At 40.2% G+C, this 15,197-nt stretch carries 14 protein-coding genes; 4 read left to right on the forward strand and 10 right to left on the reverse strand.

Going from position 1 to position 15,197, the window contains the following annotated elements; genetic code table 11:
• The first annotated feature begins 356 nt into the window (after positions 1-356).
• Positions 357-698, forward strand: coding sequence for a hypothetical protein (locus tag V7Q13_RS14220; RefSeq protein ID WP_333801326.1), 342 nt, complete (start codon positions 357-359; stop codon positions 696-698).
• 120 nt (positions 699-818) lie between these two features.
• On the forward strand, positions 819-965 hold the full coding sequence (locus V7Q13_RS14225; protein WP_333801327.1) for a hypothetical protein: 147 nt from the start codon (positions 819-821) through the stop codon (positions 963-965).
• Between the two features lie 398 nt (positions 966-1,363).
• Here V7Q13_RS14225 and V7Q13_RS14230 read toward each other — a convergent pair whose 3' ends face one another.
• The 6 genes from V7Q13_RS14230 to V7Q13_RS14255 are packed head-to-tail and all read right to left on the reverse strand — an operon-like array spanning position 1,364 to position 7,505.
• The gene (locus V7Q13_RS14230) at positions 1,364-2,497 is read right to left on the reverse strand and encodes a hypothetical protein (protein WP_333801328.1); all 1,134 of its coding nucleotides are present in this window, start codon (positions 2,495-2,497) and stop codon (positions 1,364-1,366) included.
• Positions 2,494-2,937, reverse strand: coding sequence for a hypothetical protein (locus V7Q13_RS14235; RefSeq protein ID WP_333801329.1), 444 nt, complete (start codon positions 2,935-2,937; stop codon positions 2,494-2,496). Before V7Q13_RS14235 ends, V7Q13_RS14230 begins: the two co-directional genes overlap by 4 nt.
• Positions 2,938-2,951: 14 nt before the next feature.
• Entirely contained in the window at positions 2,952-5,342 is a 2,391-nt protein-coding gene (locus V7Q13_RS14240) for a hypothetical protein (RefSeq protein WP_333801330.1), read from the reverse strand.
• Entirely contained in the window at positions 5,296-6,312 is a 1,017-nt protein-coding gene (locus V7Q13_RS14245) for a PD-(D/E)XK nuclease family protein (protein ID WP_333801331.1), read from the reverse strand. The genes V7Q13_RS14240 and V7Q13_RS14245 overlap by 47 nt, the downstream gene beginning before the upstream one ends.
• A gap of 1 nt (position 6,313) precedes the next feature.
• On the reverse strand, positions 6,314-6,910 hold the full coding sequence (locus tag V7Q13_RS14250) for a hypothetical protein (protein ID WP_333801332.1): 597 nt from the start codon (positions 6,908-6,910) through the stop codon (positions 6,314-6,316).
• Position 6,911: 1 nt separating this feature from the next.
• Positions 6,912-7,505 carry an RNA polymerase sigma factor gene (locus V7Q13_RS14255; RefSeq protein WP_333801333.1) on the reverse strand — a complete coding sequence of 198 codons (594 nt, stop codon included), beginning with the start codon at positions 7,503-7,505 and terminating at the stop codon, positions 6,912-6,914.
• 717 nt (positions 7,506-8,222) lie between these two features.
• Here V7Q13_RS14255 and V7Q13_RS14260 point away from each other — a divergent pair.
• The gene (locus tag V7Q13_RS14260) at positions 8,223-9,197 is read left to right on the forward strand and encodes an AAA family ATPase (RefSeq protein ID WP_333801334.1); all 975 of its coding nucleotides are present in this window, start codon (positions 8,223-8,225) and stop codon (positions 9,195-9,197) included.
• Positions 9,198-9,347: 150 nt separating this feature from the next.
• Positions 9,348-11,756: a S8 family peptidase gene (locus V7Q13_RS14265; protein ID WP_333801335.1), complete on the forward strand. Its 2,409-nt coding sequence runs from the start codon at positions 9,348-9,350 to the stop codon at positions 11,754-11,756.
• Between the two features lie 865 nt (positions 11,757-12,621).
• On the opposite strand, the gene V7Q13_RS14270 is transcribed toward V7Q13_RS14265, so the two are convergent.
• The 4 genes from V7Q13_RS14270 to V7Q13_RS14285 form a co-directional block, all read right to left on the reverse strand.
• Positions 12,622-13,038, reverse strand: a complete 417-nt coding sequence (locus tag V7Q13_RS14270; protein WP_333801336.1) for a hypothetical protein — start codon at positions 13,036-13,038, stop codon at positions 12,622-12,624.
• A gap of 9 nt (positions 13,039-13,047) precedes the next feature.
• Positions 13,048-13,266, reverse strand: a complete 219-nt coding sequence (locus V7Q13_RS14275; RefSeq protein ID WP_333801337.1) for a hypothetical protein — start codon at positions 13,264-13,266, stop codon at positions 13,048-13,050.
• A 50-nt stretch (positions 13,267-13,316) separates the two neighbouring features.
• Entirely contained in the window at positions 13,317-14,249 is a 933-nt protein-coding gene (locus tag V7Q13_RS14280; protein ID WP_333801338.1) for an exonuclease domain-containing protein, read from the reverse strand.
• 430 nt (positions 14,250-14,679) lie between these two features.
• Positions 14,680-14,928 carry a thermonuclease family protein gene (locus V7Q13_RS14285; protein ID WP_333801400.1) on the reverse strand — a complete coding sequence of 83 codons (249 nt, stop codon included), beginning with the start codon at positions 14,926-14,928 and terminating at the stop codon, positions 14,680-14,682.
• Positions 14,929-15,197: the final 269 nt, after the last annotated feature.

Raw genomic sequence — 15,197 nt, forward strand, 5'->3', positions numbered from 1 at the left:
ATAACCCATGGAGACAACACCCAAAAAAGTAGGCGTGGAACTCCACTTACCGCTCTGAGGCCCTAGGAAAGCCTTGCACCGGATAAGGGAGCCCACGCCGTAACGTGAGCTCTTCACTTATCGCCTCGGTGCGTTGAAATTTCCTAGGTTTCAGAACGAGACTTAAAGCGAATAGCTTCAATACTTTTTGTAAAAGCGAAAGTAGCTAATAGCTTATCAAATATAATACGTCAAACTTAATCATACACTTCTGAACATTATAATACACAAAAATTCCATTTTATACATTTTTTCGTACATTTTATTGAACACATTCGGATATTTCTTTACAGTGCTTGAACAAAGTTCAATAAACCATGCACCAAGGTAAAATCATACAAAAGGAAATAGCCAACTCAGGGAAGACAATAGATGAAATTGCAAAATTGTTACACTATAAGTCCCGTTCAACTATCTATGACCATTTCAAAAAAGAAATATTATCAGAAAAGGTACTGTTGCGTTATGCGAAAGTTTTAAAATCAGCAGATATTTATTCTATAAGTGGAGTATCACAACAAAAGGTTGAAATTCACAATGGTCTTGCTAAGCCATCTAGCATTGATGAAGCAGTAGAACAAAGAGATTATTATTATAAACTCTACTTAGAAAGTCTTGAAAAGATTCGTCTTTTAAAGAGACAAATAGAAGAAAGTTGATGCAATTCATTTTAAAACTTTATGGCAGAATGCCAAAAAAATCTATTCACCTAGTTCTTTTAAAAACTAACTTTAATAGTATTTTAGTGTTATCATTATTTCTCACAAATCCTAAATCCCATGAGCAAACAAAAAAATGAGTCAACATCGAAATCTGTTGCATCGAAAGCCGCAAAGTTGTTAAGTAATCCTAGTACATCAAAAACTGTCAAAAGTGTAGCAGCTTCTGCCCTTACACAAGCAAAAAATAAGGGAAAAAATAATTGAATTAGACAGTTCCTAAGTGACTTAATGCATCCTACTTCAAAAAAGTTGTGGTCTTCGCTTTTAACAACGAAAGGCCACAACTTTTATTTTTTATATTATTCAAATTGCGACTTTGACAAATAAATATAAGTCACAGTAAATAGCTTAAATGTAAATTTAAACGTTATGCTTGTGCTTAAGTACAGTATTTCGTTTTTATCCTTTGATTTAAATGTTTTTCCTAATTTTATATAGTTTATAAATCAAATATTTAATTGGTTCAACTGAAAAAACACAACACCAAAGAACTACATGAATCACTTCAGTATCATAATTCATTAAGAATAGAAATTAATATAAAAATATATCTTCTATACTCTATCTAATACTCACTATAATAAGGTTACTTAAACTATCACTTACCTTCTTTCGATCAACCCATTAATTTCAGAAATTCTTTCTTCTTCCCATCCTTTAAAGCCAGCAGGATTTCTAAATAATTCATACCAAGCATCATTTAGTATTTTGGAAATGGGCTTTCCGAATTTTCTAATCTGCTCATTATATGCTATAAGACCTATTGCCTGACATCCTGATAAAACATTATTTGCCAAGTGCTCAATAATGCGTTGAGGGAAGATATAATTATAATTTGCGGGGATGGGGTTATTTGTAGCCGTTAAAAAATCCTGCCAACTACTTTTTAGCTGTGTTACTTCTGCATTATGCCCCATTTGTTCAAGTATATAAAATATGCCTCTCATCCTTGCCTCATCTGATGGATGGCTTGGTATGTCTTTATAAACTCTGTCGTTGCTGCTGCTTAGTGTAGTCAGTTTCATATTTGTCCAGGCATAAGCCGGACCAACCAAATAGGTTGCTATAAAATCGCATGTAAATTCCATTATCCATCCACTAATCCATCTTTGATTTTTCTCCCGAAAAAATGGAATCAACTTTGGATCTCTCTGCTCGGTAAGCACCCGTTGCATTTCATCATTATAATACTGATTGATTACGGGTTCTATTCCTCCTTTTAAATAAACTTCATGCTGATTGTAAACCAAATGTCCCATTTCATGGTACAAGTCCGGCAGATTTAGCAAATTTCTTTGTTCGCCTTTAGGCACGGCAATTACATCATACGATGGAAGCGCCCAATAATAATCTTGGGAATTGCTGATTGTGGTAACAATCGGTTGCTTCTGCATACAGTTTACTTCTGTATAAATGCGGCTGATTTTCTTTTTAAAATATTCTTCAGGGCTTCCATAATTAATTATCACCAGATAGCGAAACAATTCAATAGTCAATAACCTCTCATGAAAAGTGTTATAACGGATAATATTGTACGGAGCCAATGCATCTATATCAAGGTCACCGGAATTGGCGAGGATTTGAATTTCTGCATTTAAATCCTCAAGCATTTGGATTGTCTTGTCCAGAAAAGCCCTATCTATCTCCCCATTTATTTGGGGAGAAGCAAGGTCGGATAACATTTTTGTTACCCGGTTAGATTGGTCATAAAAAATTCCTTTTACAAATGAAATCATCCTCTTGCTGTTCTTAATTTTCTAAATAGAATGCTTCTTTCATTATCCAAAATTGACAAAATGCTATCCAATACTTCAATATCATCTTCGGTAACCTGCTGATTCTGTTTTAACTCACTGATAAGTTTTTTCAAATCATCCTTCAGATATGGTTTGAATGACAACCGAGTTTTATAATCATCTAAAATTATCGCAGGAATAAAATCTGATTCTAAGGAATCATTTTCTATTAGCTTTATGATATTTTCCAAAAACAGTAAAAGGATTTGCTTTGCTGTTGCAAGTTCCTCTGTTGATATGCTCAATTTGGGATATTTAGCTTTAGTTGCAGCATCGTCCAGTAAACTTTTCTTTTTAAAAGCTATTACAGAATTATTGACCTTATCAGATGTGGCAACTAATTGCTCATACTGATTGGATAGAACACTTATGTCGCTCATAAAATTTATTTTAATTAGTTATCAATTGTTGTTTCTTCAAATTCCTCTTCTTCCTCAATGACTTCAACGGTAGCAGCCAGCGGTTCTAGTAAGGTATCTATCAGTTTAATTGTAACAGGCAATGAGTTGCTTCTGTCGGGTGCAGAAAATGCCATCATACTCTGGCAGAAAACATCTTCCATGACTTTTAAAAATTCTACATCTCCTGCTTTTAATGACAGGTGTAAAGGCTTAGCAGTGCCAGGTATCTGAAATGGAAAACCTGTATTATAAATAAAGCCCTCTGTAGTTTCAAACAATTTGTATGCTCCGGCTATCGGGTTTTCCAAATTATTGTAACTGTTTGTTTGAGAAGCAACACGTAGGGGGACTGCACTTTGCTTATGCAAATCGATCACTCCGGATTTCAAAGTAGCCTTACTAACAATGCCATCACTTGCCAATGATTCTATAACACTACTTAATGCTTTTTCTTCCTCACCGAAACTTCTGCCATCCCTTACTATAACTATACCATTAGGATTGGCTGCATACTTAGGGATAAATAGTTTCAGTTTCTCATAAATCATTTTATATAGTAGCCCTGCTTTTAGTTTTTCCGTCCTTTGCGACTTGTTCTTTTTAGCTACCTGTTCAGGAAAGAAAAAGATGTGTTCTCCATTTTTAAAGAAAAACGTAAAGCCGGCATATCTTTCGTGCACATCCACTCCAATATAAATATCGTAGTGAAGGTTTTTGGATAAAGCAAAAGCCCATTTCCGGTTAACAATCAAATGCTCCATTACCAAGTTAAACAGGTAAGACCTGAATCGTGGCTTTTTGTCTTCCGGCACTTTGTACTCCATTACCCTACTACTATTAGAAGTAAAGGGCATAAAAAATGATTTTATTTTCGATGCAGAAGCACATTGCACTTTCAGCCCCGGATAAAATTTACTTTTCAGGCAGTCGTGAAAGTTTTTTATATGCCTTCTTGAATCGAAAGAGATATCAGGAAGTAGGAATAATGCAAATCCACTTAAAGCATTTTGTTGATGCAATACTTTTTCTATCTCCTGGATCTGATAAGTAGCCGCCTGATTTTCTCTTACTTTATACCTGATAACTTTGAAACTCACAAAGGCAGGAGCTAATTTTTTGATTTGCCATTCTGCATTTTTCTTAAAAGCCTCTACCAATTCTTTATTGAGATAATCAGGAACTATCAAAAATTGTTCATCGAAAGTCGATTTGTTTAATACCCCGTTTTCAATGATATTTTGTTTTCTTTCAAAACCAAATTCTCTTAGTGGAGCACTTGCACCAGTTGAGTAATGACCAACTTTTAATATTCTATCATTGTTGTATTTTAGTTCAGGCATTGGAAAGTTTCTAACCTGTTCAACAACTGGACTGGCAGTAATATTCAATGGCTTTCTGTTGAAAGTGATATTCTGGAAATACCTGTTGATGTTCTTCCCTATAGCATCAAATCTTCTTGAAGGGTCTTTGATTGAATACCTGTGCAAAGCCTTAACTTCATTGTCATTGGTGCTATATAGCATTTTAGCCAACGAAGAAGCTCCGTTATGAGGTTCCATAGACCTGCCAGGATATTTGTACAACATTGTTATATCTGTTGGCTTCACTAAGGAAACAGCACTGAACTGATGGTTGTTTGTTTTATTGCTTATGTAGTCGAATACATTATGAGTTTTCCCATCGAAGCTAAACTCATGCTCTTTAATATTCTTTCCAAATCCAACCACTTCTGTAGTGTACCAATCATCCCCATTAAGATATAAGAAACGCCTGCCCCTAAACCTTGCTCCAACTGTATTTGCATTCGTTTCGTTTACATAATGAGACAAATAATGTTTGTCAATATATTTTGAAGTTAAATCTAAACAGATGTAGAAATTGCCATCCGAAAGCCTCACAAGCTTGAAGGTAAACCCTCCGAAAATTTCAATCGTTGATTCTTCACTGCTGTAAACGGGTTTCTTCAAAAAGAACTGGCTTGTGTTAAGCTTCCAAAGCTGGTTATTATTAGTCAGTTGTCTTCGTATCTCAAATTCAAGAAATTTCTGCACTACATCTATATTGTCTGCAGTAATACTCGATGACTGGATATGATAAACATCTGCCAGCATCTTTACCGATATATTGAAAGGTGTTACATCAACCTTCATTTCCCGCAAATTTCTATCCCCAGGAATAGCAATGTACATTTTGCCGTCTCTTTTCAAGATAGCAGCAGGACCTCCGGTAACTGAAGATACTTTTTGAGCTATTTTTTGCAACTGTTTATTGTATAAATCTTCTTTGCCATCCACAGAAGGCAGGTCAAACTCAACCAACTTGTAAGAAAAATCCAAATCAGACAAGTTGGTTATTTTGTACAAATTCAAAGTATGATTTCTCATCGTATTGATTTTCGTTTAGCAATAAAAATGAACATAGAGAACGGTAGTTGCAAAATTTACAAGAACCTTCATTATCTGTCAATTCAAAATCTTCAATGTCTACAGGCGCCCCATCGGGAGTGTCTGTAAGCAATGCAATATCTTTACTCGTAAGATTGATGTAATCAATCATATCGTTAATCTTTTCTTCGGAAAAGACATGCTCCTTAACCACTCCTTTGAGAAGATTTACTTCAAAAAGTTTTATATCTGCATACTCATAAGGCTTCTTATCAGTTTTTTCCAGTCTTTTCAAATAAACAGTAATACCACAAATAATTAATTGACGTGAATAATCTGCGGCATAACTTTCGGAAAGCTTCCAATCAATCACTACTGGTTTCCAGTTATGGTAAGCAATTAAGTCCATCTGGGGTTTTACTCTCGCCTTCTCAACTTCAACCTGCCAGTTACTTACGTTAGGCAACAATAGATTACACTCTTTCAAAAAATCTATCAGCAATTTGCCATCAGGCATTTTGATGGTTGGTATATTCAATACAGCATCTCTTATCAGCGAATATGTTTGTGCCAATTCTTCTTCAGTATAAATTTTCCCTATCTCATGAATATCCAAGATACAAAACTCATTAGCTGCTTCTGTTTTAGTAACAGTAGGGTCGGTATAAATCTGAAATTTTGAAAAATCAAATTGATTTTTCGCCAAGGCCACAGCTTCGTCACCTAACCTGTTGAAATCAAGTTCTTTTTTTTCAATGATTGCAGGAATTACTGTTGTTTCCATAAACTTATCTACTACTGTTCCTTTCCACATTACCAGGTTTTGCATTTTCTTCAATTCATATGCTTTCCTTCTTAAAAGGTCTTTACGCCCAAAGTTTGCCAGTACGCTCCCGAAGTAATATTTTCTATTACATTGCCGTAGCGTATTTACTGTAGAATATGACCAACTTACTTTTTCTGTCATCATTTTAGTTATTCATCAGTTCATTTAATCTTGCCAGGTATTTATCAAGGGCTTCTTTATTCTCAAATAACTCTTTACCATCTGTATTCGGAGCATTTTTTGAAAGTAATTCTCTTGATGTATAATATCCCTTTCGAAAAGCAGGACTGAAGCCGGAAAAATTATTGCTCTTTATTCCAACTTGGCTTTGCAACATCTCAAATGTTTTACGGATAGCTTCTTCAACGGGCTTAAAAGAAAGATTCAAATTTGTAAGCAAGCCTTTGAAAAGAACTATTGGAACATTGTTTGTATAGATGCTATCGTTTTTCAAATCTGCTATTACAGTAATGGGAAGCTTAGATTTTTCAGCAACCACTTCATCTGTTGTATTCAGATTTTGCATTGCCAGCTGCAATAGCTGTCCAAATGATAAAGAGGTAATAACAGCATTCAATTGTTGAATGATGAGTGCTTTTTTTTCATCACTCATATTTACAGATACCGGAGAAGATAGTAATATTTGCACTCCAACGCCAGCTGCATCTGTGTCTTTGGCACTCTCTAAGAAAATCACTCTTAGTGCTTCATCAAGAGTATCTATTTTTTTGGGAGCGTCCATTTTATTTGTTTTGTGATTCGTTAATCAGATTAAGTAATTTTTGTTTTGCTCTATGATGCTTTACTTTTAATTGGTTGTTATCAATACCTAATAAGTCGGCTATTTCATCGTAAGTGTAATTCTGTGCTCTCAACAATAAAATATCTTTTTCATGTGGTTCCAATTTGCTTAATGCCTCATTTAACATTACGAGTGCCGGATTCTCTACTGTTTCGGTTTTATAATAATCAGAAAAAGCAGATTTGCTGATTTGTTTACTTATCTGGTAAGGCATTTCTCTTTCATTATTCAAATCCACAAAATCTATTTCACCCTGATGACTATTCCTCTTACTCCTAAAATGTTGCCTTAAAAAATTGACTAACACCTTGAATAAAAAACCTTCAAAAAGAGCCTGGGATTGAAATTGATAATTGGAAAGCTTTAATACCAGCGTTTCTAATGTTTTATAAACTACGTCCCAAGCTTCATCTTCTGTTAAATGCCACCGTTGAACCGCATAGGCATAAAATCTACTTCCATAGGCTTGATATAATTCTTCTAAGCCTTTTGGGTCTTTTATCTCAATTAATTGAATTATTGATTGATATCTCATTAGTCCTATTAAATATAATAATGCAGATTGGTTACATGTTTTTTTCAAATTGATAATCAGTGCATTATACTTTTTAGCAAAAAAATATGCAGAAAAGCTAACTTTATGGTGAATCTATATCAAAAACGATTGCTTAACTACTTAACAACGTGACAACTCACTTAGTATTAAGCTAACTTTAATCCCATCGCCTTGTTTCGTGGCTCACGAAACAAGGCCCTAATACAGCTGCATCATCCCATCCCCTTTCTGCATATACCGCCACTCCCAAGGCGCAACAGGTTGTTTATCTGCCCACAGGCCAACCCAGGCAGTACGGGCAGCCAGCTCCAGTTTCGCCCAGGCTACGTTTTGGTCATAACGGGTATAATGCCAGGCCATTCCCACACACCTACCAACTTACCAATCTCCAAACTTATCAACCTCAAAAAAGCAGCCTCAATCACAAAAGTCAACCCGCCACACAGAGGGAGGAGCAGGCAAGGCAAAACGGGCGGAGCCATCGGGTTTGCCTTGATTTTTTTGGTACTTTTTGCATCAAGGCAAAAAGTACATATTACCCTCCGGGCAATCAATCCCATGCAGCCGTATCCGTACTTCCATCTTCTGCCTCAATCATTCGTAATTACCCTCTTTCAATAAATGAAAATGATTGAAATTAACATCTGGGCAATTCTTGATAATTATTTATACCCTACAAGTTTTTAGATTCGCAGTATGGCAGCATCTGACCAAATCAAGAGCATGATCCGCTATTTTGGCGAAGGCGATGAAGAACGTTTCTTTTCATCGGCCTTGCAAATTGCTGCCATGGAAGCCCGCAAAGGGCATACAAACCTGGCACATGAGCTGAAATTGCTGATTGAAAAGGCGAAAGCCTACAGGTCGGTTGCTTATGCCGACAGGGCCAAGACCATACCAATTCTGCAGCCCAAACGGGAACTGAAAGATTTAATAGATGTGTTCTACCCTCAGGTGCGCCTCAAAGAAATGGTGTTGAGCAAGCCTGTTGCGCAATCGCTGCAAAAGCTGGTGAAGGAGCAAAAGCATTGGGAGAAACTGCAGCAATTCAATTTACAGCCCAAGCGCAAGCTGCTACTGGTGGGCCCGCCCGGCACAGGCAAAACCATGACAGCACAGGCATTGGCGGGTGAACTGGGCATTCCAGTATTCATTGTGCGCCTCGATGGTATCGTTTCCAAATTCATGGGCGAATCCATTGCCAAGCTGCGCCTCATTTTTGAAGCCATGGTAGATAATCGTGGCGTTTACCTCTTCGATGAGTTCGACTCCATTGGTAGCCACCGCGATAAAGGGCAGGATGTCGGCGAAATCAAACGCATCCTCAACAGCTTCCTTATCCACATTGAGAAGGACCAAAGCAACAGCATCATCATTGCAGCTACAAACCTGCCCGACATGCTGGATAAAGCTTTATTCCGCCGCTTTGATGAAGTGATTGCTTATCCTCTACCAGATACCGAAGAAATTGAAAATCTGATCAGCCGCTCCCTGCAGGGTTTCGCCAAAGAAGCCAGGTTTGACCTGCATGATATAGCCAGGCTGGCCACAGGCCTTAACCACGCACAAATTGTACAGGCTTGCGAAGAAGGCATCAAAGAAATGATAATTGAAGAACTGCCCGCCATATCAACGGCGCACCTCACACAGGCATTACAGAAAAGACAATAAACTATGGCCCACTCTTTTCAGAAACCACACCTCATTCTCCCCCAACGTTTTCAGCAGTCTCAGGAATACAAGTACCCTCGACCTACAGGTTCTACTTTTAAGGTAATGGTACGCAATCGGCAGCAGCATGGCCAACGATTGCTGCAGCAAATGCAACAGGTACTCAATCGTTTTGAACAAGACGAAGCCACCCGAAATGAGCTGGTGGATAATGGTATCCGTTGGGATGAGGTAGTTTATGTGGAGTTTGTTTCTCCTTGGGGGTATGAACTAAACTTTGAGCGCCTTATCCATACTGTGGAGGACCCACATTATCTGCTACTGTCCACAAAAAGGGAGGCCCAGAATGGCAACGATGATCCAAAAACAAACTTTCGCTATCGGTCGTTGCTAATGCTTAAGAAAGGTGGCATCTCCCATTTCATTACGCAGGTAACAAGGTATTTGGAGCGAAACGGACGCTATAGAGGAGAGGATACTGGCAAGCCGGCATCCAATGACTTAATCGCCAATATTGAAGACATTCAGTTAGCCACCCTGGCGGCTTTCTGGGCTGAAAGTTCAAAAAAAGCACCCTTTCCAACCGAAGACGAAGTAGTTTGGTGGGAAGTATGGTTCCACAAACAGGCATATAACGCAGACACGCTACGAACACAACTGCAGTTAGCTGGAGCAGACTTAGGAGTAGGCGCACTTGAGTTTCCCGAGCATATAGTGCAGTTGGTAAAAGCCAGTGCGAGGCAGCTTAGCGGATCCTTGTTCCTGCTGGACTCCTTATCAGAACTGCGCAAACCACAGCAGCTGAATGATTTCATCACCGACAGGTCTGTAACCTTTACCGAAAAGCAGGAATGGCTGGATGACTTAATAAGACGGACTGATGTAAATGGAGACCCTGACAAAGTGCTGGTCTGCCTATTGGATTCAGGCGTCAATCATATGCACCCCTTGCTACAGCCATTGATACCCGGAGATCACTTACATACCTGGAATCCTGATTGGGGTGTGGCTGATTCATGGGAAAGAGGTGGACATGGTACGGGTATGGCAGGCCTTGCCTTTTATGGCGACCTGACCGAGGCTTTGGCAAGTCCGGCACGCATCAGCATCGTGCATGGTGTGGAGTCATTTAAAATTGTGCGGCCTGGCACAGCCAATGACGCCAAGTTGTATGGTATCATTTATCGGGACGGGTGCAATACAGTGCTATCCGAAAGGCCAAATAATCAAAGAGTCTATTGCCTGGCAATAACTAATGAAGATTTGGACAATGGAGGCCGACCCACATCCAGCGCCGCAGCTATTGACAAATTGTGTTTTGGTGGCAGTTATGAAGGCGATCCGAAAAAGCTATTTATCGTGAGCGGTGGAAATGTTTGGCTCAATCATCCCCAACAATACCCCAACAATAATTTCATTTCTTCAGTAAAAGACCCCGGCCAGGCTTACAACGCTATCACCGTTGGCGCATTTACCCAAAAGGACAAAATGAGCAACAGCGCTAACGCTGCCATTGCACCCTATGGCGGCATGTCGCCATTTAACAGCACTTCAGCTGCATGGGAAGGCCAGTGGCCCAACAAGCCGGACATTGTAATGGAAGGGGGAAACCAGGAAATAGATGGCAACGACTTACTACACAACGATCAACTAAACCCACTTTCAATAGATAAGAATTTCAACCGAAATATTTTCATTCCATTTGGTGGCACCAGTGGAGCCTCTGCCATGGTGGCAAACATGGCGTCTATGCTACAGCACCAGTATCCTGACTTATGGCCAGAGACCATAAGAGGTCTGCTCATTCATAGTGCCGAATGGACACCAGCCATGTTGGCCGGGAAGGCCATTCATACCTTGTCAGAAAATGAACGAAGATCATTGATTCGATCGGTAGGATATGGTGTGCCAAATATTTCGAAAGCCGTTAGCAGTGCTAACAATTCTCTGACGCTTATCGCTCAGGAACACATCATTCCATACAAACTGGGAAAAAGCAATGTACGCTACAATGAATATCACCTGTATGAGCTACCTTGGCCAAGAGCAGTGCTGCTGCATGAAGTGGCAGAAAAGAATGCAACCATTACCATTACGCTCTCCTATTTTATTGAACCCAACCCGGGCAACCGGCAATATGCGAGGTCTTTCTCCTATCACTCACACAGTCTCGACTTTAAGCTCATAAAACCAGGAGAATCGCTTGATCATTTTCAAAGAAGAGTATCGGCAGCATCCGTGCTAGAAGAGGAGGATGAACTAGAAGAAATCATGCCAGCCAATAAGAAAGGTGAAGACTGGTTCATTAAAGAAAGGGTCCGGAACAAAGGATCTATCAAAAAAGACATGCTCACGGTAAGCGGTGCTGAATTGGCAGACCGGCATTATTTAGCCATCTTTCCCAAGGCAGGTTGGTACCGTACACGCAAAAGATTGAACCGCTACAATACATCAGTTCGGTATAGTTTGATTATCTCAATTGAAACTCCTGTAAAGGAAGTAGACATTTATACTCCTGTCGAAATGCTGATAGCGGTCCCAATTCCAATATCATCATAATTGGTAGCTTAGCTGTGCCTTGGTTCGTGGCTCACGAAACAAGCACCTCATACAGCGGCATCATCCCATACCATTTACTGCATATACCTCCACTCCCACGGCGCAACAGGTTGTTTATCTGCCCACAGGCCAATCTGGGCAGTACGGGCAGCCAGCTCCAGCTTCGCCCAGGCTACGTTTTGGTCATACCGGGTATAATGCCACGCCAGCCCTCACACTTACCAACTTACCAACCTACCAACTCAAAAAAACTACTACAACAAGTCAGCCCGCCACACAGAGGGAGGCGCAGGCACGGCCATCCCGATAGCAATCGGGAGCCTGGAGGGATCGGGTTGGCCTTGTCCCGATAGCTATCGGGATTTTTGGTACTTTTTGCATCAAGGCAAAAAGTACATGCTAACCCATGCAACACCTTGGCTCGTACCATCAAACCATCCATCTTCGCCCATGCAGCGTGTTGGTCATACCGGGTATAATGCCAGGCCACTCCCACACACCTACCAACCTACCAACCCCAAAAAAACTACCACAACAAGTCAACCCGCAACACAGAGGGAAGAGCAGGCACGGCCATCCCGATAGCTATCGGGAACCGCAACGGCGACTCCGAAAGGAATACCAACAAAGGCGAAAGCGACCCGCAGAGGCGGAACACTTTCGCCAGCAGCGGAGCATGAAAGTAAATGTAATGTTTCCTGTCAGCAGTGAACAGTCACAGAATGATGAAGCCTCTGTCCTGGCAGCCCCTTTTTATACTAGTGAGGTAAAGATTTTGGTCGTTGAATGATAGTATCCCTCTCCCGATGCTCGGAATCGGGATGACGGATAGTTTTAGCTCGCTTAATTGATTGGTGGAGCAAAGTTATCTACCAGCAAGGTAGGCTTGAAAAACTGACATGGTTCCGGATACGACCCCGGCGATTTTGTTTGCTGTGTCCAGGTGATCGGGCTTTAGGTCCAGAAGTAATTTATCTATCTCAAGCTGCATTCTTTTCAACTGTACATCGTACAGTACTTCACGCATAGTAAAACCACCGGACTGTATAAAGTCATGTAAGTCGATTTTTACAACATAAGCGAGCTCCACCCGGTAATCGTTGTAGTCAGATATCAATCCCCTTTCCTGCATATACTCCAGCATAGCTCGAGAAGCATCTTCATTGAATCCAGTGTATTTTTTCAATGTGACTAAATCCACGCTGGATAAATGGTAAAGCGCAGAATTATCAGCGATTACTTTAATGAAAACATCTTTCTGCTCTGCTGTAATGAGTGGCATTGAATTGTTTTAATGTGATAGTGCTTTGAGCATTCCTTTGGAGCCGCCGGCGCAGTATGCGCAACCAGCTATCATGACGATGAGTACCAGTACCATAACTGTACTCCAAAAATCATTACTGCTTCTTTCTGCAGGTGTCATTTCTAATCGGCGCACTTCAAATTCTTCCCTAATTTTTTTGCGGCCGAAGGCTGTGTTTGAGTTATATGGTTTGCGTTGGCGTGCCATGGAAATCGTCGATTAAAATCGAATTAAAAGGTATAAGCATTATCCTTTTTTTATACAATATTTCTGGTCATTTCTAAAAAATCTTCATCACTTATGATGCGTATTTTTTTCCCGAGCTGCAGCATTTCATTAGCTTTTTTATGCTTAGAACTTATCTGACCATCTATAAAATCACCATTGTATCCTCCTACGACCAGCACTGTGGTTCTGTTGCTCATGCTATTATTTATTCTACCTCCGTGATTGACTACATATTGCCAGGCATCGGCTCTAGTAAATCCAGTGATATCGCCTGTGAAGCAAAACTCCTCTCCTGAAAGCTGATTGCATCCATTGTATGCCTCTTCCTGTACAAAACTGGTGATGGGAGGTTCTTTCTTATATACCCTGCGTTCAGACCTTGGCAGCTCGTAGAATGCAGCAGTCATAGCATTAAAATCGGGTACCCCCTCTCTGCTGCTTAACTCAATAGCTATTCTAGCAGATGCAAGTGCATCGTCGAAAGCATTATGGTGTTGGATTTCTTCGTTAAACAAGTGTTCGACAATCGTAGGAAGACGATGATCCGGCAGGTGATGCAGGTAAAGTCTACTCATATATAGGGTGCAAAAATAATCGACCACTTTGTTTTCTATTTGGTAATTCTCAAATAAGCTCAGTAGCACCGACTTATCGAATGGCATGTTATGTGCCACCAGTATTTTATGATCGATATGTAGCTGTATTTCCGGCCAAAGCTCAACGAAAGTCTTTTGGTTCAGAACCTGATCTTGGGTTATACCATGGATGGCAATATGCCTGGGGGCAAAAAAGAATGGTTCGGGTTTAATAAGGTAACTGAGCGTTTCTTTGATGATCCCTTCTTCTACAATAGTAAGTCCAAGCTGGCATGCGCTAGTCTTTTGCCAGTTGGCAGTTTCAAAATCGATAGCTGTGAAGGTTAGTTTTTTTGGTAGCATAGTTTTATCTGATTTTCCGTGCATACCTTTTTTTTACCACAGAACTGATATAGCTGTTTAATCCCCTTCCAGAAACTGCTAGTGCTTTCATGTGCTCAACATCACGTTGGCCTGTATAGGTGTAGTTGTACAAATACTGCCCGCCATCATTGAAGTAAACTGTGATACTGTCGGCTGTGATACTGTAACCGGCGACGCCGGAGTTCCCACCTCTGTTTAAATACCTTTCCATTGTGTTCGGTTTGATTTATTATGAAAAAGAGGCATCTCTTTCGAACAATACCGAACAGGGGTCCCAAAATGGGTCCAATTTGTAATCATCACGCTCCCGGTTCGAGGTTGTTCCAGGAGAAACTTTGCTGAAAATCGGTGATTTTGTCTGAAAAAAGTTACTTTCTTAATTTTTTTTCCAAATTATACTCAGCCTTGGTTCATGGCTCACGAAACGTGACCCTCATACAGCTGCAAAAAAACCCAGAACCATTACTGCATATACCGCCACTCCCACGGCGAAACAGAAAGCTTCATTCAGGTTTTGCGTCGGCTCATCGTACCACACAATGCCAATCGTCCGGCCGTACCGGTCGGTATCAGTACTATCCACCTTCACGGTCTTACCATAAATGGCTTTATTGGCAAATTGCTTCGCCACCTGCCCAAACGGCTGCCCCTTCTCCGGGCAATCAATCCCATGCAGCCGTATCCGTACTTCCTTTTTCTACAGGGTCAGAAAAATAAATGTGCATCAAGTCCCTCATTTCGTTTACGAAAAGACATCGGCCTTCCACAAGCAGCATATTGATAATACCGGTTATCATAACGGCAATTTGCCAAACCCTACCAACCTGCCAACTTATCAACCTAACAACCTACCAGTTTACCGGCTAGCGGGCCAAAAAGGGCATTACTGCAAATCAGGGCAATCGACCCCACGTTTAGAGCAATATTTCTGTGTAATCCCAAATATACTTT

Origin of the sequence: Phnomibacter sp. (genome assembly GCF_036803085.1) — a bacterium.
GTDB lineage: Bacteria > Bacteroidota > Bacteroidia > Chitinophagales > Chitinophagaceae > Phnomibacter.